Origin of the sequence: Lentzea sp. (genome assembly GCF_035525475.1) — a bacterium.
GTDB lineage: Bacteria > Actinomycetota > Actinomycetes > Mycobacteriales > Pseudonocardiaceae > Lentzea.
The window spans coordinates 97,932-120,338 of the sequence record NZ_DATLEC010000103.1 but is presented as its reverse complement, the minus strand read 5'-3'; the positions used below and the strand labels follow the sequence as shown (position 1 = coordinate 120,338).

General features: G+C 71.6%; 20 protein-coding genes and 1 pseudogene. 9 read left to right on the top strand and 12 right to left on the bottom strand.

Annotation, left to right across the window (positions count from 1 at the left end; all coding sequences use genetic code 11):
* The 3 genes from VM306_RS18765 to VM306_RS18755 form a co-directional block, all read left to right on the top strand.
* Positions 1–625, top strand: a 625-nt coding sequence (locus VM306_RS18765) for an alpha/beta hydrolase (RefSeq protein WP_325516623.1), incomplete at its 5' end; no start/stop codon positions are given.
* A 129-nt stretch (positions 626–754) separates the two neighbouring features.
* Positions 755–1,705, top strand: a complete 951-nt coding sequence (locus VM306_RS18760; RefSeq protein ID WP_325516618.1) for an ATP-binding cassette domain-containing protein — start codon at positions 755–757, stop codon at positions 1,703–1,705.
* On the top strand, positions 1,702–2,475 hold the full coding sequence (locus VM306_RS18755; protein WP_325516616.1) for an ABC transporter permease: 774 nt from the start codon (positions 1,702–1,704) through the stop codon (positions 2,473–2,475). Before VM306_RS18760 ends, VM306_RS18755 begins: the two co-directional genes overlap by 4 nt.
* Before the next feature lie 18 nt (positions 2,476–2,493).
* Here VM306_RS18755 and VM306_RS18750 read toward each other — a convergent pair whose 3' ends face one another.
* From VM306_RS18750 to VM306_RS18740, 3 genes are read right to left on the bottom strand one after another with little or no spacing between them, the layout of a single operon-like run.
* A complete protein-coding gene (locus VM306_RS18750; RefSeq protein WP_325516613.1) occupies positions 2,494–5,526 on the bottom strand; it encodes a BTAD domain-containing putative transcriptional regulator in 3,033 nt (1,010 codons plus the stop codon).
* 54 nt (positions 5,527–5,580) lie between these two features.
* On the bottom strand, positions 5,581–6,585 hold the full coding sequence (locus VM306_RS18745; protein WP_325516611.1) for an LLM class flavin-dependent oxidoreductase: 1,005 nt from the start codon (positions 6,583–6,585) through the stop codon (positions 5,581–5,583).
* Between the two features lie 43 nt (positions 6,586–6,628).
* Positions 6,629–7,504 (bottom strand): LysR family transcriptional regulator, encoded by an 876-nt coding sequence (locus tag VM306_RS18740; protein WP_325516608.1) that lies wholly within the window; start codon positions 7,502–7,504, stop codon positions 6,629–6,631.
* 77 nt (positions 7,505–7,581) lie between these two features.
* On the opposite strand from VM306_RS18740, the gene VM306_RS18735 reads away from it, so the two are divergent.
* Positions 7,582–8,808 (top strand): aspartate aminotransferase family protein, encoded by a 1,227-nt coding sequence (locus VM306_RS18735; RefSeq protein WP_325516605.1) that lies wholly within the window; start codon positions 7,582–7,584, stop codon positions 8,806–8,808.
* A 162-nt stretch (positions 8,809–8,970) separates the two neighbouring features.
* On the opposite strand, the gene VM306_RS18730 is transcribed toward VM306_RS18735, so the two are convergent.
* The 6 genes and pseudogenes from VM306_RS18730 to VM306_RS18705 all read right to left on the bottom strand — a co-directional run bounded on the left by VM306_RS18730 (position 8,971) and on the right by VM306_RS18705 (position 15,238).
* Positions 8,971–9,357 carry a carbohydrate-binding protein gene (locus tag VM306_RS18730; RefSeq protein ID WP_325516640.1) on the bottom strand — a complete coding sequence of 129 codons (387 nt, stop codon included), beginning with the start codon at positions 9,355–9,357 and terminating at the stop codon, positions 8,971–8,973.
* Positions 9,358–9,384: 27 nt separating this feature from the next.
* Positions 9,385–11,193: pseudogene (locus VM306_RS18725) on the bottom strand (glycoside hydrolase family 3 protein); the annotation flags it as partial.
* 129 nt (positions 11,194–11,322) lie between these two features.
* On the bottom strand, positions 11,323–11,865 hold the full coding sequence (locus tag VM306_RS18720) for an SMI1/KNR4 family protein (protein ID WP_325516603.1): 543 nt from the start codon (positions 11,863–11,865) through the stop codon (positions 11,323–11,325).
* 22 nt (positions 11,866–11,887) lie between these two features.
* The gene (locus VM306_RS18715; protein ID WP_325516601.1) at positions 11,888–14,284 is read right to left on the bottom strand and encodes a type 2 lanthipeptide synthetase LanM family protein; all 2,397 of its coding nucleotides are present in this window, start codon (positions 14,282–14,284) and stop codon (positions 11,888–11,890) included.
* Between the two features lie 75 nt (positions 14,285–14,359).
* A complete protein-coding gene (locus tag VM306_RS18710; RefSeq protein ID WP_325516599.1) occupies positions 14,360–14,716 on the bottom strand; it encodes a hypothetical protein in 357 nt (118 codons plus the stop codon).
* A 21-nt stretch (positions 14,717–14,737) separates the two neighbouring features.
* Positions 14,738–15,238, bottom strand: a complete 501-nt coding sequence (locus tag VM306_RS18705) for a helix-turn-helix domain-containing protein (RefSeq protein WP_325516597.1) — start codon at positions 15,236–15,238, stop codon at positions 14,738–14,740.
* Positions 15,239–15,334: 96 nt separating this feature from the next.
* On the opposite strand from VM306_RS18705, the gene VM306_RS18700 reads away from it, so the two are divergent.
* Positions 15,335–15,835, top strand: coding sequence for a PaaI family thioesterase (locus tag VM306_RS18700; protein WP_325516593.1), 501 nt, complete (start codon positions 15,335–15,337; stop codon positions 15,833–15,835).
* 36 nt (positions 15,836–15,871) lie between these two features.
* On the opposite strand, the gene VM306_RS18695 is transcribed toward VM306_RS18700, so the two are convergent.
* Positions 15,872–16,636 carry an SDR family oxidoreductase gene (locus VM306_RS18695; protein ID WP_325516591.1) on the bottom strand — a complete coding sequence of 255 codons (765 nt, stop codon included), beginning with the start codon at positions 16,634–16,636 and terminating at the stop codon, positions 15,872–15,874.
* Between the two features lie 100 nt (positions 16,637–16,736).
* Here VM306_RS18695 and VM306_RS18690 point away from each other — a divergent pair, with 100 nt between their 5' ends.
* On the top strand, positions 16,737–17,579 hold the full coding sequence (locus VM306_RS18690; protein WP_325516589.1) for a helix-turn-helix transcriptional regulator: 843 nt from the start codon (positions 16,737–16,739) through the stop codon (positions 17,577–17,579).
* On the opposite strand, the gene VM306_RS18685 is transcribed toward VM306_RS18690, so the two are convergent.
* Both VM306_RS18685 and VM306_RS18680 read right to left on the bottom strand, forming a co-directional pair.
* Positions 17,566–18,042: a GNAT family N-acetyltransferase gene (locus tag VM306_RS18685; RefSeq protein ID WP_325516587.1), complete on the bottom strand. Its 477-nt coding sequence runs from the start codon at positions 18,040–18,042 to the stop codon at positions 17,566–17,568. The genes VM306_RS18690 and VM306_RS18685 overlap by 14 nt on opposite strands.
* Positions 18,039–19,061, bottom strand: coding sequence for an alpha/beta hydrolase-fold protein (locus VM306_RS18680; protein WP_325516585.1), 1,023 nt, complete (start codon positions 19,059–19,061; stop codon positions 18,039–18,041). Before VM306_RS18680 ends, VM306_RS18685 begins: the two co-directional genes overlap by 4 nt.
* A gap of 53 nt (positions 19,062–19,114) precedes the next feature.
* Between VM306_RS18680 and VM306_RS18675 the strand changes: the two genes are divergently transcribed.
* From VM306_RS18675 to VM306_RS18665, 3 genes are all read left to right on the top strand, one after another.
* Positions 19,115–19,726, top strand: coding sequence for a TetR/AcrR family transcriptional regulator (locus VM306_RS18675; protein ID WP_325516583.1), 612 nt, complete (start codon positions 19,115–19,117; stop codon positions 19,724–19,726).
* Between the two features lie 75 nt (positions 19,727–19,801).
* Complete coding sequence (locus tag VM306_RS18670) at positions 19,802–20,509, top strand: SDR family oxidoreductase (protein WP_325516637.1); 708 nt, start codon at positions 19,802–19,804, stop codon at positions 20,507–20,509.
* A gap of 330 nt (positions 20,510–20,839) precedes the next feature.
* On the top strand, positions 20,840–22,390 hold the full coding sequence (locus VM306_RS18665; RefSeq protein WP_325516581.1) for a sigma-70 family RNA polymerase sigma factor: 1,551 nt from the start codon (positions 20,840–20,842) through the stop codon (positions 22,388–22,390).
* The last annotated feature ends 17 nt before the right edge of the window (positions 22,391–22,407 follow it).

Genomic DNA, 22,407 nt, shown 5'->3' with positions numbered 1-22,407 from the left:
GGACCTGGTGGCCAAGGTGACGGCGTCTCCCGTCACCACACCGGACGGGCGGTTCGACCGCGTCACGCTGATCAGCACCCTCTGGGACGCGCTGGCGCAGCCGGACACCTGGCAGGACACCGCCCGGATCATGCAGGGCATCTGGGAGGCGCCGGCAACGCTCCGCGCGGCGTCGGCCGACTACATCACCAACAGGTTCGAGGCGTACAACGCGATCCAGTGCGCGGACAGCGACTTCCCGCGCGACACCGCCGCGTACACGAAGTACGGCAAGAGTGAGGACGAGCGCGTGCCGTACTGGGGCCGTCCGGTGGTGTACGACATGATGGCCTGCGCGTTCTGGCAGGGCCGTGATGACGACCGCTACACCGGCCCGTGGAACCGCTGGACGTCGGCACCGATCCTGTTCATCAACAACAGGTTCGACCCGTCGACGCCTCTGCACGGTGCTCACGACGGTGCGGCGGAGATGGCCCGCACCGGGTTCCTGACCGTCGAGGGCTACGGGCACACCACCATGTTCGTGCGCAGCACGTGCGCGGAGAAGGTGAAGCGGGAGTACCTCTTCACCGGTGTCCTGCCCACGCAGAAGACGTGTGGCATCGACAAGGCGCCGTTCGCCTGAGGTTCGCTTTTCCGGAAGGGCTCCACCTCGGTGGGGCCCTTCTTGCGCTGTCAGAGGCTGACAGCCCGCTGTGCGCGTCCTGCCAGCGCGGCGGCGCACAGTTCCCCCTGACACAGGGAGGAACGAACGATGTCGCTGGCGATCAGGGCACAAGGCCTGGTCAAGCACTACGGGGAGACCAAGGCCCTGGACGGTGTGGACCTCGAGGTGCCGGAGGGGAAGGTCGTGGGTGTGCTCGGGCCGAACGGCGCGGGCAAGACCACGGCGGTGCGGGTGCTGGCCACGTTGCTGCGCCCGGACGCGGGACACGCCACGGTGCACGGGCACGACGTGGTGAAGGACCCGAGGGCGGTCCGCTCGCTCATCGGGCTGACCGGGCAGTACGCCTCGGTCGACGAGGACCTGTCCGGCACGGAGAACCTCGTGCTGCTCGCCCGGCTGCTCGACCACTCGCGTGCGGGGGCGCGGGCGAAGGCGGCCGAGCTGCTGGAGCAGTTCGAGCTCACCGACGCCGCGGGGCGGGCCGCCAAGACGTACTCGGGGGGCATGCGCCGGCGGCTCGACCTCGCGGCCAGCCTGGTCGGCAACCCGTCCGTGCTGTACCTGGACGAGCCGACCACCGGGCTGGACCCGCACGCGCGCAACGAGGTGTGGGCCGTCGTCCGCAAGCTCGTCGCGAACGGCGTCACGGTCCTGCTCACCACGCAGTACCTGGAGGAGGCCGACCAGCTCGCGGACACGATCACGGTGTTCGACCACGGCCGCGTGGTGGCGGAGGGGCGTCCGGACGAGCTGAAGCGGCGCGTCGGCGGTCAGACCCTGCAGGTGCGGCCGACTTCGTTGCGCGATCTCGACGTGGTGCACCGGATCCTCGGTGACCTCACCGGCGTGACGCCGACCCGTGACGACGACACGGGGCTGCTGACGGCGCCCGTCAACGACCCGGTGCTGCTGTCCACGCTGGTCCGCAAGCTCGACGAGGCCGGGATCACCGCGGACGAGCTGGCGCTGCGCCTGCCGTCCCTCGACGAGGTCTTCCTCGCGCTGACCGGCAAGCAGACCGAGGGGAGCCCGGCATGAGCACGATCGCGTTGGACAGGGGGACGCGCCACGGGCTCACGCTGGCGTGGCGGGGCATCCTCAAGATCCGCAAGAACCCCGAGCAGCTGGCGGACGTGACGATCGCGCCGATCGTGTTCCTCGTGATGTTCACCTACCTCTTCGGCGGCGCGCTCGCCGGGAACACCGACGCCTACCTGCAGATGCTGGTGCCGGGGATCATGGTCATGAACATCCTCCAGGCCAGCATGACCGCGGGCGTGCAGCTGAACACGGACGTCTCCAAGGGCGTGTTCGACCGGTTCCGCTCGATGCCGATCGCCCGCTCGGCGCCGTTGATCGGGGCGGTGCTGGCGGACATCGTGCGGTACGTCGTCTGCATCGCCGTGCTGCTGGTCGTCGCCGTGGTCATGGGCTTCCGGGTGCAGACCGGCCCGGCGGAGCTGGTGGTCGCGGCCGGCCTGGCGATCCTGTTCGGACTGTGCTTCTGCTGGGCGTCGGTGTTCGTGGGCATGCTGCTCAAGACCCCGCAGGCCGTGCAGGGCCTGATGTTCGTGCTGATCATGCCGCTGACGTTCGGCAGCAACGTGTTCGTCGGCACCTCGACGATGCCGGGCTGGCTCAAGGCGTGGGCGGACATCAGCCCGGTGAGCCTGCTGTCGGACGCGCTGCGCGGCCTGCTCAACGGCGGCGCGATCGCCGGGCCGCTCACCGGGTCGCTGATCTGGATGGCCGCCGTGGTCGCGGTGTTCTTCCCGCTCGCGATGTGGGCCTACCGCAAGCGCGTGTGAGTCACGGGGAGGCGGGCGTCAGACGATGCCCGCCTCTTCGCGCACCTGGCGCACCGCCTCGGCCTTGGTGATCGGGAGAGGCTCCGGCTCGCCGAACCTCGCGACCAGCCGCCGCACGTCCGGGTCGCCCATGTCGAGGCGTCCGCGGATGATCTGGGCGAGGGCGAGCAACCGCACGGTCGCGTCGTCGCGGCCCTGCGCCTCCCGGATGAAGGCGAGCAGCTCGGTGACCCCGGAGAGGTCCGGCATGTCGCCGCGGTCCGACGTCGTCCTGATGGCCAGCGCCACCAACGCCGCCGCGTGGTCGAACCCGCCGCCCGCGAGCGCGATGCGGGCGTCGAGCGTGGACGCCCACTCCGCCACGAACGACCCGAGCGTCGACGACGAGGTGGCGCGCTGCTTGAACGAGGTGCTCAGCGCACGGGCCTCCTCGACCCTGCCCGCCCGCAGCACCACCTCGGCCTTCGCGTACTCGAGCATGGTCGACAGCTGGTCGTTGCCGACGTCCCTGACGAACTGCTCCGCTCCGGCGATCTCGCGCTCCGCGGCCGCGTGGTCGCCCATCCGGGAGTACTCCACCGCGAGTCGCCACCGCTGCTGCACGGCGTCGTCCTGGGACCGCAGCTCCGTCGCCACGGCGAGCCCGCGCCGGTACAGGTCGATCGCCGCCTGGTGGTCGCCGGTCTGCGAGACGAACGCGGCCTTCATGCCGAGCGTCATCGCCGATCCCCACCGGTCGCCGATGGCCGCGAACTGGTCGTACGCGCGGTCACGTGCCCGTTCGGCGCCGTCGAGGTCGCCGTCCTCGACCAGCATGAAGCTCAGCGCCCACTCCGCGCCCGCCCGTGCCCACGGGTCGTCGCTCTCCGCCGCCCGCTTCACCTCGCGCCGCCCGAGCTCGTGGTTCTGGCTGAGGAACGCGAGCATCGGCAGTGCGATCGCGAGCGACGGGTACTTCTCGACGGCGCCGGAGCTCACGCAGTTCTCGATGACCACCGCGGCGTCCGCCGCGTCCGTCACACCGGGCACCGCGGCCATGATGAGCTGCATCGCCCGGAACGTGGCGAAGCGGTCGGGCGGCAGCAGGTCGCCGAGCGCGAGCACGTCGCGCACCGACATCTCGGCGCGTTCGTTGTCGCCCTTGACCAGCCAGTACCAGAACACGCCGCCGAGCAGGTCGGCCGCCAGCCCGACCTCGCGGTCGTCGACCGCCCCGCGCAACGCGGCCACGATGTTGTCCTGCTCCGCCTCGTAGACGTCGATCGCCTCGAGCTGCCGAGCGGTGCGGGTGAGCGGTTCCCACCGTTCGGTCAGGTCGCGGTAGTAGCGGCGGAACCGGCCCACGACCTCGCGCTTCTCGCCGGACGCGTCGAGCTGCTCGTCCGCGTAGACCCTGATCGTCTCCAGCATCCGGTACCGCGGCTCGCCCTCGATCTCGACGACGTCCACGATGGACTTCTCGACCAGGGACGTGAGCACGTAGAACGGGTCCGGCAGGCACACGGCCTCGATCGCGGCCAGGTCGGCGCCCGCGGGGAACACCGCGAGCCGCCGGGCGAGCAGCAGCTCCTCCTCGGTCAGCAGGTCCCAGCTCCACTCGACGACCGCGCGCAACGTCCGCTGGCGCGGCAGGGCCGTGCGGCTGCCGGAGGTGAGCAGCCGGAACCTGTCGTCGAGGCGCTGGGTGATCTGCCGGACCGTCATCGACCGCAGCCGCGCCGCCGCCAGCTCCAGCGCGAGCGGCATGCCGTCGAGCCTGCGGCAGATCAGCTTCACGTCGTCCACAGTGGACTCGTCGAGCCGGAACCCCGGCTTCACCGCGCTCGCGCGGTCGAGGAACAGCCGCACGGCGCCGAACCCCGACACGTCCGCCTGGCCGTTGGGCACGGCGAGCGGACCGATCGGGCACAACGACTCGCCGTCGATCGCGAGCGGCTCCCTGCTGGTGGCGAGCACGCGGAGGTTCGGAACGCGGCGCAGCAGCTCGGTCGTGAACTCCGCCGCCGCCGCGATGAGGTGCTCGCAGTTGTCCAGCACCAGCAACGACTCCCCGGCGCCGAGCACCTCGGCGATGCGGTTCATGCCCTCGCTCGCCCGTCGCATCGGATCGCCGGTGAACGTCACCTCGAACGCGCTGAGCACCGCACCCGCGAGGTCCTCCGCCGCCCTGATGCCGGCCAGCGCCGCGAACCAGACGCGTCCCTTGCCGTGCAACGGGTGCCGCGCCGCCACCTCGGTGGCCAGCCGCGTCTTGCCCGCGCCACCTGGCCCGACCAGCGTCACGAGCCGCGCCTGACCCAGCTGCCCCGCGATCTCCGCCAGCTCGTCCTCACGCCCGACGAAGCTGGTGAGCCGCACCGGCAACCGGTCGGCCACCGGCCGCGGCCCGAGCTCACCGCGCAACGCCGCGAGGTGGACGTCCCGCAGCTCCTGCGACGGGTCGACACCCAGCTCGTCGGCGAGCCTGCCGCGCACCTCGGCGTAGACGTGCAACGCGTCGGACTGCCTGCCCTGCGCGCACAACGCCCGCATCAGCAGCCCGGCCAGCCGTTCCCGCAACGGGTGCTTCTCGTGCATGGCGGTGAGCGCGGCGACGTCCAGCTCACCGGTGGCGAACCTGCTCTCCTCGGCCGCGAGCCGCGCCTCGTCGAGCCGTGCCACCGCGACCCCGGCGAACGGCGCCTCCCGCACGTCGGCCAGCGCCTCACCGCGCCACAGCCCGAGCGCCTCGTCCAGCCGGCCGGCGGCGCGCAGCCGGTCGAACCGGAAGACGTCGACGTCCTCGGTCGCGATGCCCAGCCGGTACCCGCCGGGTTCCAGCGCGACCGGGCAGACCTTGCGCAGCCGCGAGACCAGCGACTGCAGCGCGTTCGACGCGTCCGCGGGCGGCTGCTCACCCCACAGGTCGTCGATCAGCGCGGTCGTCGGCACGGGACGGCCGGGGTCGAGCGCGAGGCGGGCCAGGAGCATGCGGACGCGGGCACCACCGATGTCGACCGGTGTGCCGTCGTCGGCCTCCACGACCGTCGGACCGAGCAATGCCACGCGCACGGGTCCAGTTTCCCAGATCGCGAGAGATGATCAGGCAGGAACGCCCGCGGCGCGTCAGGCCGGTCGCCAGCCCAGCTCCGGTCCCAGCTTCGTCGCGATGTCGGTGAGGATCTGCACGTAGTCCTCGTGCTCGAAGCTGAACGGCAGGGCGAACGCCACCTCGTCCACCTCCTGGAACCCGAGGTGGGCGTGCAGCTGCTCGGCGATCTCGGCCGACGTGCCGATGACGTCGCGGGCGAACATCATCCGCCGCGGCCCGATCGGTGACGCGGTGCGCGGCGTGCGCTTGTCCACGTAGGCCTGGTACTTCGCGCGCTGTTCCGGGGAGGCGGAGTCGGTGGGGATGACGACCAGGCCCTGCGAGACGCGCCCGCCGCCGGCCTCGCGGAACGCCTGGATGTGCGAGAGCTGGGTCTCGGCGAAGTCCTCGGACTTCTCGGCCTGGGCCACGTTGCTGGTCAGCAGGTTCATGCCGTGCTGCCCGGCCCACGTGGCCGAGCGCAGGCTGCCCCCGCCGTACCACATGCGTTCGCGCAGGCCCGCCGCGTGCGGCTGGACCCGGTCGGACCAGACCTCGATGCCCTCGACGCCGCTGAAGTCCGTGACCTTCTCGCCGCCCACGAAGTCCAGCAGCCGCCGCACGCGGTCGTAGCTGAAGTTCTCGGCGTCCGCGGTCTCCGGGTAGAGCGCCTGCTTCACGTCGTCCCAGTGCATCGGCGGGCCGACGCTGACGCCGGGGTTGAGCCTGCCGCCGGACAGCACGTCGACCGTGGCGAGGTCCTCCGCGAGCCGCAGCGGGTTCTCCCAGCCGAGCGGGATGACGGCGGTGCCCAGGGCGATCCGGCTGGTCCGCTGGCTGGCGGCGGCGAGGACCGCGACCGGCGAGGAGATCCCGAACTGCAGGTGCCGGTGGCGCACCCAGGCGCTGTCGAACCCGAGCTCCTCGCCCAGCACGATGATGTCCAGCGTGGACCGGTGCCCCGCCCCGGGGTCGTTCTCGTCGAACAACCCGATGGTGAGAAAACCCAGCTTCCGCAACGGCTCTGACTTCCGCGGCACGGACCCCTCCTCGGTCGAGACTCCGTCGAGTTTAGGTGACGTCTCAACTATGTCCACATCCTGGAACCGATCGGGTGTGCAGGGCGTCGAGCACGACGGTGATCGCGGCGCGCGGGTCCCGCCGCACGGCCGCGGTGATCCTCCGCGTCACCGGCAGCTCCTTCGCGACGACGTCGAACCGCGGGTCCACGGCCAGCGCGGGCAGCACGGCGACCGCCAGACCGGCCTCGACGTGCTTGAGCGTCAGCATGTAGTTGCTGAACCGGCCGACGACCTCCGGCTCGAACCCGGCCTGCCGGCACAGGCGCGTGGCGAGGTTCGCCATGTACGAGCCGGGTACGTCGAACGCCCACGGCTCGTCCGCACACGCCGCGAGGTCGTGCTTGGGCCGGCCCGGCGGCGAGAGCAGCACGATCGGGTCCTCGCCCAGCGGCACGACGTCGATGTCCCCCGGAACCGGCAGCTCGACGAAGTCCGTGGTCGTGATGATCACGTCGACCTCGCCCGCGAGCAGCGCGGGCATGCTGGCGTGCGGTTCCAGCTCGATGATCTCGACGTCGAGGTGCGGGTGGGAGAGGGTCTGGACCGCGGGCACGGCGAGGGTGTGGACGGAACTCTGGAACGCGCCCAGCCGGATGCGCCCGGAAGGCTCGTCGTCGAGGCCTCGCAGCTCGGCCTCGACGGCGTCCATCTGGTCGAGGATCGACCGCGCCCTCCTCGCCAGGATCACGCCCGCCGACGTGAGCCGCACGCGCCGCCCGGTCCGTTCGATCAGCTGCGTGCGCGTCTCGCTCTCCAGCACCGCGAGCTGCTGCGACACGCTGGAGGCACTCAGGTTCGCGGCCTGCGCCACGGCACGCACGGTGCCCAGCGCGTCGAGCTGGCTGAGCAGGCGCAGGCGCCACGGGTTGAGCGTCATGCTGTGCAGTATTTCCGAACAGCGAGCGTGGGATTGTGAGATGGACCTGGTGCTGGGCGAGTCCTAGCGTTTTCGCCATGGACACCTTCTGGGACGACGTCGACCGCCACCTGGTCCGCTACGGCGGGACGTTCACGCGCGAGATCATCGACAGCGCGTCGGGGAGCTTCCTGTTCACCGAGGACGGCCGCCGCGTCCTGGACTTCACGTCGGGTCAGATGAGCGCGATCCTCGGCCACTCGCACCCGCGCATCGTCGAGACCGTGCAGCGCCAGATCGCGAACCTCGACCACCTGTTCAGCGGCATGCTCAGCCGCCCGGTCGTCGACCTGGCGCGCAAGCTGTCCGGCACGTTGCCCGACTCGCTGTCGAAGGTGCAGCTGCTGACCACCGGCGCCGAGTCGAACGAGGCCGCGCTGCGCATGGCCAAGCTCGTGACCGGCAAGCACGAGGTGGTGGCGTTCGCCCGCTCGTGGCACGGCATGACCGCGGCCGCCGCGGCCGCGACCTACAGCGCGGGCCGCAAGGGCTACGGCCCCGCCGCGCCGGGCAACTTCGCGATCCCGGCCCCGTCCGGTGACTGGCAGGCGCAGCTCGACCTGGCGTTCGACCTGGTCGACGCGCAGTCGGTGGGTTCTCTCGCGGCGTGCATCGTCGAGCCGATCCTGTCGTCGGGCGGCATCCTCGAACCGCCGCCGGGCTACTTCGCCGCGTTGCAGCGGAAGTGCCGCGAGCGCGGCATGCTGCTGATCTTCGACGAGGCGCAGACCGGCCTGTGCCGCACCGGGACCTGGTACGCGTTCGAGCGCGACGGCGTCGTCCCGGACATCCTGACGCTGTCGAAGACCCTGGGCGCCGGCCTGCCGCTGGCCGCCGTGGTCACCTCCGCGGAGATCGAGGAGGAGGCGCACGCCCGCGACTACCTGTTCTTCACCACGCACGTGTCGGACCCGCTCGTCGCCGCGGTCGGCAACACCGTGCTGGACGTGCTGGCCGAGGAACGGCTGGACGAGCGCGCGGCCAAGCTGGGGACGTTCCTGCGCAACGGGCTGGACGACATCGCCTCGCGCCACTCGCTGGTGTCGGACGTGCGGGGCCGGGGACTGCTGGTGGGGCTGGAGATCGCCGACGAGTCGCTGAGCGCGCCCATCACCCGGAAGTGCCTGGAGCTCGGGCTGCACATGAACATCGTGCAGATCCCGGGGATGGGCGGGGTGTTCCGGATCGCGCCGCCGCTGACCGCCTCGGAGGAGGAGCTGGCGCTCGGGCTGGGCATCCTGGACGAGGCCATCGGGTCCGCCTGACCACCTGGCCACCCGGCTCGCTGACCACCACGCTCATCGCGCCGAGCTGCTCGGCAACTCCTGCGTGTGGCTGGCCCTGGCGTTCCTCTGCTGGTGCGCGGTCCAGGTGAGGCGGGGAGGGGCTGGACGGGGTCCCCGCCCGGAACCCCGTCCCGCGACCGCTCATCGCGTGAACTGGAACCAGTTCACGTTCGCCAGGTCACCGCCGCTGCCCCCGGTGGCGACGAGGTACAGCCGGTGCACCCCGGTCGCACCGGACGCGGCCGCGGTCCGGCTGGTCCACGTCTGCCACCCACCGGTGCTCGCCGCGGACACCGACGCCACGAGCGGCCCTGCCGGGCTGTCCAGCCGGTACTGCAGGGTGCCGCCGGCGGTCGACCCGGAGGCGAGACGCGTCGTGACGGAGGTCGGCGGCGTGGCGCCGAAGTCGACGTCCGCGTAGGCCACGTGGTCGCCCGGCGTCAGGTAGCCGACGTTCTGCCCGCAGCCCGAGTCCGTGCACCGCTCGACCTGCGTGCCGCGCTGCTCGTCGTAGTAGGAGGCGCCGATGATGTTGTAGGCGTTCTGCGTGGCGGGGAACTGGGTGCCGAAGCCGTACGGGAACAGCGGTGTCTTCCCGTCGCCGACGTTGATCGGCTGCTGCGAGGCGCTCTGCATCCACGTGAACGGCAGCGTGCCGGTCGGCTGGTAGTCGCCGAAGAGCACGTCCGCGACGCCGTTGCCCTCCGTGCCGGGCAACCAGGCGGCGACGAGCGCGTGCCAGCCGGAGAGCTGGGCCGCGATGTCCAGCGGACGTCCGGAGACGAGCACGACCACGACCGGGACACCGGTGGCGCGCAGGGTGTTCAGGGTCGCGAGGTCCTCGGCGTCGAGGCCCATGCCGCCGGGCCGGTCGCCGGCGCCCTCGGCGTACGGGGTCTCGCCGACCACGGCGATCGCGGCCTGGTACGTGCCGTCGATGCCGGTGCCGTTGCGGTTGTGGGTCACCGTGGTCGACGACGACACGGCGGAACGGATGCCCTGCAGCACGGTGGTTCCCGGCGTGACGGCTCCGCTGCCGCCCTGCCACGAGATGGTCCAGCCGCCGCTCTGGTAGCCGATGTCGTCCGCGCTCTTGCCCGCCACGAACAGCTTCGACGAGGTCTTCGGCAGCGGCAGCACGCCGTTCTGGTTCTTCAGCAGGACCTGCGACTTCCGCACGGCCTCGCGCGCCAGCGCCCGGTGTGCGGCGTTGCCGACGGTCGGGGTGTAGCCGCGGTCGGTCAGCGGCTTCTCGAACAGGCCCAGCTCGAACTTCTTGGTGAGGATGCGGCGGTTGGCGTCGTCGATGCGCGACATCGGCACGCGACCGGCCTGCACCTCGGCCTTGAGCAGCGTGATGAACGAACGCCACCCGGTCGGCACCATGACCATGTCGAGGCCCGCGTTGATCGAGGTGCGCACCTCGGCGGCGGTGAAGCCGGGCTGGCCGTCGATCTGGTCGATCGCGTTCCAGTCCGACACGACGAGACCGCTGAAGCCCAGCTCGCCCTTGAGCACGTCGGTGATGAGGTACTCGTGGCCGTGCAGCTTCACGCCGTTCCAGCTGCTGTAGGTGATCATCACCGAGCCGACGCCGCGGGCGACGGCCTCGCGGAACGGCGGCAGGTGGACCGACCGCAGCTCGGCCTCGGTGAGCCGGGTGTCGCCCTGGTCGTCACCGCCGGTCGTGCCGCCGTCGCCGATGTAGTGCTTGGCGGTGGCGAGGACCGAACCGGAGTCGGACAACCGCGCGCCCTGCAGACCGGTGATCAGCGTGGCCATCGAAGTCGCGTTCTCGGGCGTCTCACCGAACGACTCGTAGGTGCGGCCCCAGCGGTCGTCGCGCGCGACGCACAGGCACGGCGCGAAGTCCCAGTCGATGCCGGTACCGGACACCTCCTCCGCCGTGGCGCGGCCGATCCGCTGCACCAGCGCCGGGTCGTGCGCCGCGCCGAGGCCGATGTTGTGCGGGAAGATCGTGGCGCCGACGACGTTGTTGTGCCCGTGCACGGCGTCCACGCCGTAGATCATCGGAATTCCCAGCGGCGTGGACAAAGCGGCCTGCTGGAAGCCGTCGTACATGGTCGCCCACGAGGTGGCGTTGTTCGGCGACGGCGCGGACCCACCGCCCGACAGCAGCGACCCGATGCGGTAGGTGACCAGGTCGGCGTTGCTGACCGCGGCGCGCTCGGCCTGCGTCATCTGCCCGATCTTCTCGTCGAGCGACATGCGGCCGAGCAGGTCCGCGATGCGCGCGGGGATCGGCTGCGCCGGGTCCTTGTAGATCGGGTCGGCCGCGGCGGACGCGCCGGTCGGAACCGCGGCGGCCGTCAGCAGGAGCACGGCCGCGAGAAGCTTTCTCATGGGGCAGACCTCCGCAGGACGAGGTCCTGTTCACCTTGCGGCACAACAGGTTCCACCGAGCCTAGTAGGTGCCTGCAAACTGGTGTGGACCACCGGGGAACCGGTACTGGTTCCGGTTGCTCCGCGAGATCACCGGCACCACGACTGCACGGTCTCGGCGAAGTCCGGGAACTCGGCCCGTGCCGCCGCGAGCACCTCGGCAGGAGTGCGCGGCCCGACACCGGAGTACTTCTCGGCGACGGCCCGCAGTTCTTCCTGCGGCACACCGCTGTCCGCCCCGATCTCGACGGCCTCCTGCGGCCCGACCCCGCCGGCCAGCAACCACAGGAACTCCCCGAGGCTCGTCGCGACCGGCCCGGCCTCGCCCTCCGAGCCGAAGAACACGACGGGCTGGGCGGTCAACGGCCCTTCCCTCACCAGCCACAACGCGGCGAGCCCGCCGGTGCCGTCCTGCCCGAACACCCGGAACGCGTCGCCGTCGAGATCCTGGTTGCCCGTCCACGCCCTGATCCAGCCGGTCGTCTCCTCGGCGGAGTCGAACTCCTGGTACGGCTCGTAGTCCATGTTCGCGGCGCCTGCCTCGTCGGCCTCCTCGTCGAACTCCCACGGGAAGGTGATGCCGCTCAGCGCGGTCAGGGCCGCGGGGAACTCGCGGTCGTCTGTGATCTTCACGCGCGCACGGTACTGGACCAGGTCATCCCGTCGCCTCGAAACGCAGCACCGACGGCGTGCGGTCCGGGAAACCGAGACGCAGCAAGCCGATGCCGAGGCCGGCCAGCCCGCTGAGCAGGCCGGGCGTCGGCACGTTCCCCGGCGTGGCGCACCGGGGTCCGTCGCGGTCCAGCTCGGCCAGCACCTCGTCCGTGCGGCGGTGCCGGGTCGCGGCGGACCAGCCGCCGGCCGACACGTCCGCGTGGCCGAGTTTTCCGTGGCACAGCGACAGGTCCTCGTCCGTCCAGGCGGCAGCGCCGTGCCGGCACCACTGCACGGGTCCGGTGGGCCCGTCCGGGTAGTGCTCGGCCAGCTCGCGCGCGTAGGAGCAGCCGATCTCCGCGTCCAGGGCGCGCATCGCCGCCGCCAGGCCGTGTTCCGGCGCCTTCACCTCGGCCGCCAGGTCGGCCAGCCGGACGGTCGAGCGGGCCCAGCCGGCGATCTCGTCGTCGTCGAGCAGGGTGGCGGTTCTCGCGAGCGCGTACCCGATCCCGGCGAACCCGGTGAGCCCGCCGGACCCCACCTCGGCGATCAGGTCGTCGTTGTCGCGCAACGCGATCAGGAGATCGGGTATGGCGGTCAGCGCGCGGCGTGCGACGTCGGTGTAGCGGCGGTCGTCGCTGATCTGGCCGAGCTGGGCCAGGAACAACGCCACGCCCGTGTAGCCGTGGGCGAGACCGGCGCCCATCGGCAGCACGAGCCACTGGGTGCCGTCAACGGGTTCGAGGCCCGTCCAGTTGATCCGGCCGGTGCCGCGGCCGGTCGCGATGATCCGGTCGGCGATCGCACGGGCGGCGGACAGCACGTCGTCCGTCGTGATGGTGTGCCGCTCGGCCTGACCGGCGCCGACCGTCGCGACCCGGCGGGTGGCCAGGGAGGCGGCGATCACCCACTCCTGGTCGGCGCGGTCGGACCCGTCGAACGCGGCGAGGCACGTCAGCGCGTCCTCCAGTCCGGACGTGGCGAGCACGCCGGGGAACGCGCCCTTCGCCGACTCCAGGTCGTGGCCGTCGGCACGGGCGGTGAACAGCGGGACGTCACCCGCGTCGAGCTCGGCGGCCTCTGCCTCGGCCAGGGTGGGCAGGAAGGCGGCGCAGGCGTGGTGGAGGGCCCGGAACCTGGCGTGGGCGTCGCGCATCATCGCGGGTCTGCGTGCGGCGGCGAGGAGTTCGGCGTACTGCGCCGCCGGCCGGGGCACGATCCGCACCGGCAGCGAGCCGCACATGGAGAGAATGCGGGCGAACTCCGCGCGGTGCGAGCAGATCGCGTCGTAGGTCTGGCGGAAACCGGACAGCACCGCGTTCGTGTGGTCGGCGGCCTCGACCGGTTGTCCCTGCCACGTCGGGCGGTTGGCGGCGCCGCGCGTGAGCTCCGGCCGGAGCACCGCGTGCATCCCGTCCGTGCCCGCGTCGAGCCATTCCGCCGTGGTGCCGGAGGTGTGCTGGCCCGCGTCGCCACCGACCGCGGAGATGTCGACGAGCCCGTGCCGTCCGGTTCCCGCCGGCAGGATGCCGGTGCGCGCGACCGAACAGGCGAGCGCGACGGTCGCGGGATCGTCCTGCGAGCCGGGAAGTGGTGACCGGAACAGGGTTTCCACGTCGATGAGCAACGGCTGGTCCGCGCGCGTGATCATGTTCTCGTGGTGCATGTCCGTGGCGCGCAGGAGGTGCAGCACCGCGAGCAGACCGCCGAGCCGCCGGAAGTACGTGTCGGCGTCGCCCGCCGGCAGGGGAGCGGGCTCGATGAACTCGGTCCAGCCGTGGTCGTCGCCCGCCACCGCCGTGATGGTCTCGAGTTCGAGGCCCGCCAGGTCGTTCACCAGCTCGACCACCCTGGCCAGCGCCAGGTGCGCGTCGACACCGCGCGGCTTGTAGACGACGCGCTGACCGTCCGCCAGCCACAGGATCGTGGTGGCGCGGCCTCCATGGTGGCGGTCGCCGCTCGGCTCGACGCCGACGAGCGCGGCCTTGGCGTCGAGCACCGTCTCGCTCAGGCGGTCCTGGTCGGCGGCGTACCGGGTGGCGATCTCGGTGATCACCTCGACCGCGGTGTCGCGTTCGGAGTCCAGCTCCCTCACGAGCACGGGATAGGGCCCGAAGTGGCGGCGGGTCAGGAAGTCCGCGAACCGTTCGTGCTCGTCCTCACCGCGGAGCTCGGTCGCCCGCGAGAGCTCGTGCACGAGAACCGGCGCGGCGAGACGCGTCAGGCGCGACGTGAGGCGTTCGGCGCACGAGACGACCAGAGCGCCCGGCTCGACCGCCGACGCGGGCAGTGCGGCCAGCGCGGCGTGCAGGCGGTCGGCGGCCGCGCTCACCCACGGGGCCACGACGTGCGCGAACACGTCCGTGGGTGCGGGTGCGACCCGGCCGCCGATCTCCATGACGCAAAGGGTGCCAGTGAGTCGGCCTCGCAGGCGGACGTGGTGTGGCTGACCGGCCGGATGGACGCCCGCCGGTCAGAAGACGAGCTTCTGGTACGGCTCGCGGTCCAGGTCGTAGACCTCCAGCGTGAGCTGCGCCGGAAGCCCCTCGACCGGCTTCAGGTGGTCGCGCGCGAGACCGATGGCCACCCGTCCCACCTCCTGCTTCAGCTCCACCGGCCGCCCGGACAGCAGCCCGACCCGCACGTGCGCCATCGCCGCCGGCGAGCCGTCGCCGATCACGCTCTCCTCGATCTGCCGGAACCGCGTCTTGAAGTCCACCAGCTCCGAGCTCACCAGCGGGGAGAGGGCCTGGTGCAGCGCCAGGGCGAAGCCGCGGCGGTCGAAGGACTCGGCGAGTCCGGCGGAGTACTCGACGGTGATCTGTGGCATGCCCTCACGCTACCGGTGGGCTCATGTCAGCGGTTCCAGCAACCGGCGCGGCGTGCTGAGCTGCGCGGACACGGGATCGAGCTCGTCGCCCGGAACGTAGCCGGGACCCGGCTCGGTCCGGATGTCCTGCACCGCAACGGTTTCACCGCACGCCCTGCACCTGCCCTCGCGGGTGAGCAGACCGCCGTCCGCGGCGTGCCGGAACGTGCGCCTGGGGCCGTCGGGGGAGTAGTGGGTGTCGCCCCAGATCATCATCGCCCGCATGACCGGCAGCAGCTCCATGCCCTTCGGGGTGAGCTGGTACTCGCCGCCGACGTGCTCCAGCACCCCCTCCTGCACCAGGGACCTCAGCCGGTTGGTCAGGACGGCGCGCGGGATCCCGAGCTGCGTGGCGAAGTCGCCGAACCGGCGGACCCCGAGGAAGGCGTCGCGCACGATCAGCAACGTCCACCGCTCGCCGACGATCTCCAGCGCTCGCGCCAGCGAGCAGTTGCGGTCCGCGTAGGTGCTGGGCAGTGCCATCACCTCAGTGTAGTTCAGTCACTGAACTGGCATGCTACGGTTCGATCGGTTCAGTGAATGAACTCGCCGAGCCTGTTCCGACGCGGAGGGAATGTCATGACGGAACCGCGCACGCGCACCGTGACCTGGAGCGACCCGAAGGCGATGGCCGCAGTGGCGCGGGAACGCGACGGCCTGGACTTCCTGCGGGCCGTCGCCGCGGGCGAGGTGCCGCCGCCGCCCGTCGCCGAGCTGCTCGGCGCGCGGATCGTGTCCGTCGGGAAGGGCGAGGTCGTCTTCGAGCTGGACCCGGCGGAGTTCCACTACAACCCGATCGGCTCCGTGCACGGCGGCGTCTACGCGACGCTGCTCGACTCCGCCGCGGGCTGCGCGGTCCACTCGCTGCTCGAAGCCGGCACCGGCTACGTGAGCCTCGACCTCGCCGTGCGCTTCCTCCGCCCGATCAGGACGGACACCGGCACGGTCACCTGCACCGGAACCGTTGCCCACCACGGCCGCCGGACGGTGCTCGCCGAGGCGCGGATGACCGACGGGGACGGCCGCCTGCTGGCCACCGCGTCGAGCACCTGCCTGATCCAGTCGAAGGCGCGGAGCTGAGCGAGGTCGCCGGCTCGCGCCGCGAGCCGGCGAGCGTCACTTGCCGTGCGGGTCGGTCTGGTTGAGCGCCGCGACCACCTGCTCGTAGTCGCCGCGCGCCTCGGCGTAGCGCAGGAACTTCACGCGCTCGACCTGGATCTCCCGCGCGTCCGGCTGCGTCTCGATGATGCTCATGACCTCGGCGACGTACTCGTCGAGCGGCACGGCGTGCTCGTTCTCGGCCTGGCCGGGCAGCAGGTCGGTCTGCACCGACGGCGGCTCGAGCTCGACGACCTCGACCGAGGTGTCCGCCAGCTGCAGGCGCAGCGTCTCGCTGAGCATGTGGATCGCGGACTTGGACGCGTTGTAGCTGGGCGTGATCTTCAGCGGCGCGAAGGCCAGCCCGGACGAGACGGTCATGATCGTGGCGTTCGGCCGGGTCTGCAGGTGCTCGACGAACGCGGCGATCAGGCGGATCGGGCCCAGGACGTTGGTCGTGATGGTGGCCTCCGCCGACTCGAGGAACGACTCGGGCCGGTGCCAGTCCTCCGCGCGCATGATGCCCGCCATCGTGATCAGCACGTTCAGCGACGGGAAGCGGGCGATCACGTCCTTCGCGGCGTCCTGGACGCTCGCGGCGTCCGCGGTGTCGATGCGGACGGTCTCCACGCCGGGGTGCTCGGCGGCGATCTTCTCGAGCAGCTCGGTGCGCCGGCCGCCGACGACCACGGTGTTGCCGCGCTCCCGCAGTGCGAGGGCGAGCGCCAGACCGATGCCACTGGTGGCGCCGGGGATGAAGACGGTGTTTCCGGTGATGTCCATGCACCGAGCTTGCGCCATCGCGCGGGGGTCGCGGCAGAGAGCCGTTATCGGGGGATCGGCGATCCCTGGTTGAGCGCGTGCCGGTGCCCATACTGGACACATGGACCGTGTCGAGCTCGCCGCCTTCCTGCGGCGCCGCCGTGAAGAGCTGAGGCCGGAGGACGTCGGCCTGCCGGTCGGCGCGCGCAGGCGGGCGCCGGGGCTGCGGCGCGAGGAGGTCGCGTCGCTCGCCGCGATGTCCACGGACTACTACACGCGCCTGGAACAGCAACGCGGCCCGCAGCCCAGCGAGCACATGCTGGCCTCGCTGGCGCGTGCGTTGCGGCTCAGCGACGGCGAGCGCGACTACCTGTTCCACGTCGCCGGCCGCAACGCCCCGTCGCCCCGTGCCACCAGCACGCACGTGGCGCCCGCTCTGCAACGGGTGCTGGACCGGCTCGACGACACCCCCGCGCTGGTCCTGTCCAACCTCGGCGAGGTCCTGGTGCAGAACCGGTTCGCCGAGGCCCTCTACGGCGACTCGTCCGGGTTCACCGGCCTGGCCCGCAGCGGCATCTACCGCTGGTTCACCGATCCCGACGAACGCCTCGTCTACCGCGAGCAGGACCGCGACCACCAGTCCCGGGCACAGGTCGCGAACCTGCGCGCCGCCTACGCCACGATGGGTCCGCGTTCACGGGCCGGTGAGCTCGTCCGCGCGCTGCGCAAGGAAAGCGCCGAGTTCACGGAGCTGTGGGAACGGCACGAGGTCGCGAAGCGGTTCGAGGACCACAAGGTCCTCGTGCACCCGCAGCTCGGTGAGATCGAGGTGGACTGCCAGGCGCTGTTCACGGAGGACCAGTCGCAGGCCCTGCTGGTGCTCACCGCGCCACCGCGCACCGAGGCGTTCGAGAAGCTGCAGCTGCTCGGCGTGCTGGGCACGGAGAAGTTCAGCCGAGCTTGAGGATCGTCTCCTCGATCTCCGCTCCCCGCGCGGCCGCGTGACCGACGTCGGTGCCGACGACCTCGAAGCCCGCCCTGGTGAGGACCTTCAGCGATCCCGCGTTGTCGCTGGCGGCACGGCCGTACACCGGCCTGGTGGTGACCTCCTCGAGCAGCAGCGCGAGCGCCCGGCCCGCCACGCCCTGACCCCAGGCGGAGCGGTCGACCCAGTAGGTGACCTCCGTGTCGCCCTCCACCACGAAGCTCGCGATGGAGCCGACGACGCGACCGTCCCCGACGATCACGCGGTTCGTCGTGTCCTCGCGTGCCAGGTTCCTGCGCATGTGCGCGTCGAACGCGGCCCTGTCGTCGGGGTCCTCGGCGGTGAAGGCTGCCATCCGCACCGATTCCGGGTCGCGCATGAACTCGAACAACACGTCGAGGTCGGTCTCCTCGACCGGCCGCAACGTCACGTCCTGGATCACCGTGCCACCCTCTCCGCGAGCCACGCCAGTGAGAGCGGGTAACGGTAGTCGATCCCGCCGTGGCCGGCGTCGAAGAGCTCGAAGTGCACGCGCTCGCCGGGAATCCCGGCCTCCGCGATCTTCGCCCGGAACGCCTCCGCGCCCAGGTCGAGGTAGTACTCGTCGCTGCGGCCCGCGTCGATCCACACGGCGCGCAACGACCGGATCGCCTCGGCGTGACCGGGCACCATCCGCACCGGGTCCCAGTCGAGCCAGCGCTGCCACACCTCGGGCAGCGGCGCCCCCGTCACCGGGTCGAACGGCAGCTCCGGCGTCCCGTCCTCGCCGGCCGAGAAGCACGCCGCCACACCGAGAACGCTGAGCAGCACCATGTCCTCGGGCTTGGTGAACGCGGTCCGGCCGGTGAAATCCGCCCACCACCGCTGGATGTCGTGGTCGTAGCCGCGCAACGCCCGCGCGGCCTTGCCGAAGTCCGCGAGGTAGCAGAGCTCGTAGAGCGCGTCCCCCGCGTGCGTGGCCAGCGCGCCGAACACGTCCGGCCTCAGCATCGGCGTGATCATCGCCCCGAACCCGCCCGACGACTTGCCCGAGATCGCCCGCGACTCGCGGTCCGGGATCGTGCGGTAGTGCTCGTCCACCCACGGCACGATCTCGTCGCACAGGTACGAGTGGTAGCGGCCGGTGCCGGGGGAGTCGACGAACTGCGAGCCACCGTAAGACGTCCACGCGTCGACGAACACCACGACACACCCCGGCGCGCCGCTGGCGAACACAGCGTCGGCGGTCTCCACGAACGGCTGGCGGAACGGCGAGCGGTTCGTCCACATGCCCACGTGTCCGCCGTAGCCCTGGATGACGTAGACGGTGGGGTAGCGCTCGTCGCCCTCGTCGTAGCCCGGCGGCACGTACACCCACAGCGGCCGCTCGTGCGGATCACCGAGCGGGTTGTCGCGCAGCAGCTCGGACACGACGGTGCACCGGTCGAGCCGACCGGCGAGCGGGCTTTCCCAGGGAAGCATGATCACAGTCAACCACAGTGGACTAAGCGGTCCAGAAAACCTATCGTGGGCCGGTGAAGCTCACCGCGAAGGGCCGTGCGACCCGCCAACGCATCATCGAGGGCGCGGCCGCCCACCTGCGCAGCGACGAGGCGGCCGGCGTGACGCTGGACGACATCCGCGCGATCACCGGCACCAGCAAGGGCCAGATCTTCCACTACTTCCCGGACGGCAAGGAGGAGCTCTTCCTCGCCGTGGCGCAGTTCGAGGCCGACCGCGTGCTGGACGACCAGCAACCGCACCTGAGCGCCCTGACGTCGTGGGCGGCCTGGCAACGCTGGCGCGACTCGGTGGTCGCCCGCTACCGCGCGCAGGGCCGGTCGTGCCCGCTGGGCGTGCTGATGGGGGAACTGGGCAGCACGCCGGGCGCGCAGGAGGTCATCAGCACGCTGCTCCACCAGTGGGAGTCCGAGCTGCACCGGGGGATCGTCGAGATGCAGGGAGCCGGCTTGGTGCGCCAGGAGGCAGACCCGTCGCGGCTGTCCGCGGCGTTGATCGCGGGAATCCAGGGCGGTGTGCAGGTGCTCAGGTCGACAGGCAGCGTCGGGTACCTGGAGGCCGTCCTCGACACCCTCCTGGACCACCTCCGAATTTCTGGACTTGCAGGTCCAAAAAACCACTCCTAACTTCGAGGGCATGGCACAACGACTGCAGGGCAGGACCGCCCTCATCACCGGTTCCACCAGCAACATCGGCGCGCGATCGCGGTCGCGTTCGCCCGGGAGGGGGCACACGTCGTCGTCTCCGGACGCGACGAGACCAAGGGCGCGGCCGCAGTGGCCGAGATCCGCGCGGACGGCGGCAAGGCCGACTTCGCCCGCGCCGACCTCGACGGCTCCTCCGCGGCCAGCCGCACGCTCGCAGCGCAGGCCACCGACCTGCTCGGCGGCCGCGTCGACATCCTCGTCAACAACGCCGGCATCTACCCGGCCTCGTCCACCACGACGGCCGACGACGAGGTGTTCGACCGAGTCTTCGGCGTCAACGTGAAAGCGCCGTTCTTCCTGACCCAGGCCCTCGTCCGCGGCATGATCGCCGCCGGCGGCGGGGCGGTCGTCAACCTCGGCTCCTGGATCACCAGGCTCGGCGTGCCCAGCGGGTCGATCTACAGCTCCAGCAAGGGCGCGATGGAGACGCTCACCCGCGCCTGGGCCTCCGAGTTCGGGCCGCGGGGCATCAGGGTCAACGCCATCTCGCCCGGCGTCATCGCCTCGGCGGACTGGGACCCGGCCACCCGCGACGCCGCCGACGTGATGATGCGCGGCACACCCGCGGGCCGCTCCGGGCAGCCGGAGGCGATCGCCGCGGCGGCGGTGTACCTGGCGTCGGACGAAGCCGAGTTCGTGCACGGGATCGTGCTGGACGTGGACGGCGGGCGGACCGGGGTGGCGGTCGTCGCCACCGCGTGACGTGCCGGGCGTGGGCCGGGGTCGGGCGATCGGGCGGCGCGGGGACTTGAGGAACGCTTGCCGCTTCGCCTGCCCGGTCCATCGCCGCGCCGCCACACCTCGTCCCGCCGCCCGCTGTACCCCGCCCACAGCCCTGCTCGGCTGCCCGTGCCCAACTCCGTTCCCCGCCTCGCCAGCCCTCGCACCTCCCCTCAGCCGTCGCCCCGCCCCCACCCCGCCGCATACAGCGTGTGACCTGGCTCACCTATACGCCCTGTTTCTGTGACCTGAGGTGAGACTCGCCGGTCTCCCCATGGCGTACGGACGGTCGCCGGGCGAAGGGTGCGGAAGTTGACGGGTCGGGAGTGGCTGGGGCAGGTGGACGCGGAGCAGGTGGAGGCCGCGCGGGCCGGTGATCGGGCGGCGCTGGACGCCGTCGTCGCGGCCTGCCTGCCGCTGGTCTACAACGTCGCCGGTCGGGCGCTGCACGCCGACGCCGACGTCGACGACGTGGTGCAGGAGACGATGGTCCGCGTCATTCGCGGCATCGACGCGCTGCGGGAGCCCGACCGGTTCCGGTCGTGGCTGGTCGCCGTCACCATCAACCAGGTGCGCGAGCACTACCGGCGCCGCGACATGGCTCCCGCGCCGCTGGAGGAGTACGACCGGCCCGATCCGGGGGCCGAGTTCGTCGAGGTGGCGTTGTCTCGGTTGCACTTCGCCCAGCAACGGCGCGAGGTCGACGAGGCCGCCCGGTGGCTCGACCCGTCGGACCGCGAGCTGCTGGCGTTGTGGACGCTCGAACGCGTCGGGCAGCTCACGCGGCCGGAGGTCACTGACGCCCTCGACCTCGGCGCCCACGCCGTCACGGTGCGGGTCAGCCGGTTGAAGAGCCGTCTGGAGACGATCCGGCACCTCGTGCGCGCGCTGTCGGTCGAACCGCGCTGCGCCGGGCTGGAGAAGGCGGCGCAGGGCTGGAACGGGGAGCCGAACCCGTTGTGGCGCAAGCGGCTGCTGCGGCACGTCGACGAGTGCGGGCGGTGCCGGCGCGGCGTGGACGACGCGATGCCGGTCGAACGCATCCTGACCGGCGCGGCACTGCTCACCGTGCCCGCCTCCTACCTGCCGCGGCTGCTCGAGAACCTCGGGGACGTCACTCCCGTGGCACACGCGGCCGCCCACCTCGCGGAAGCGACCGGTCCGTTCGCGAAGCTCGCCGGGTTCGTCTCGGCCAAACCGCTGCTCGCGGCTGCCGGAGCCGCGGCCGTGTGCGCCGTGCTGGGCGTCACCGCGGCGGTGGTGCTGCTCCCGTCCGACCCGCCGGCAGCCGTGGCGATCCCCAACGCGGCCACGAACACAAGCACGGCCACGAGCACCGGCACGACCTCGTCCACCACGTCGTCATCAGCCGCGCAAACCACGACCACCACGACGACGACCACGACCATCCCGACGCCGGAACCGGTGCGCGTCCCGACGCCGGAGGAACGCGTCCTCGCCCTGATCAACGAGACCAGGGCGAACGCCGGTCTGCCCGCGGTGACCATGGACCCCGCCCTGGTCACCGCCGCCGAACGGCACACCAGGGCCATGATGAGCAACGGCTGCGGCCTGTCCCACCAGTGCCCGGGCGAGAGCGGGCTCGGCGAGCGCGGCACCGCCGCGGGCGTGAGGTGGAGCTCGGTCGCCGAGAACGTCGGCATGGGCGGCCCGGTCAAGGACGCCGTCGAGCCGATCACCAAGATGGCGCTGAACCTGACCCAGGGCATGATCGACGAGAAGCCCCCGAACGACGGCCACCGCAAGAACATCCTCAGCAGGTCGTCCACGCGCATCGGCATCGTGGTCGTCCGCGACGCCAAGGGAACCGTGTGGATGACGCACGACCTCGCCGGAGGTTGACCGACCGAGGTCGGAAA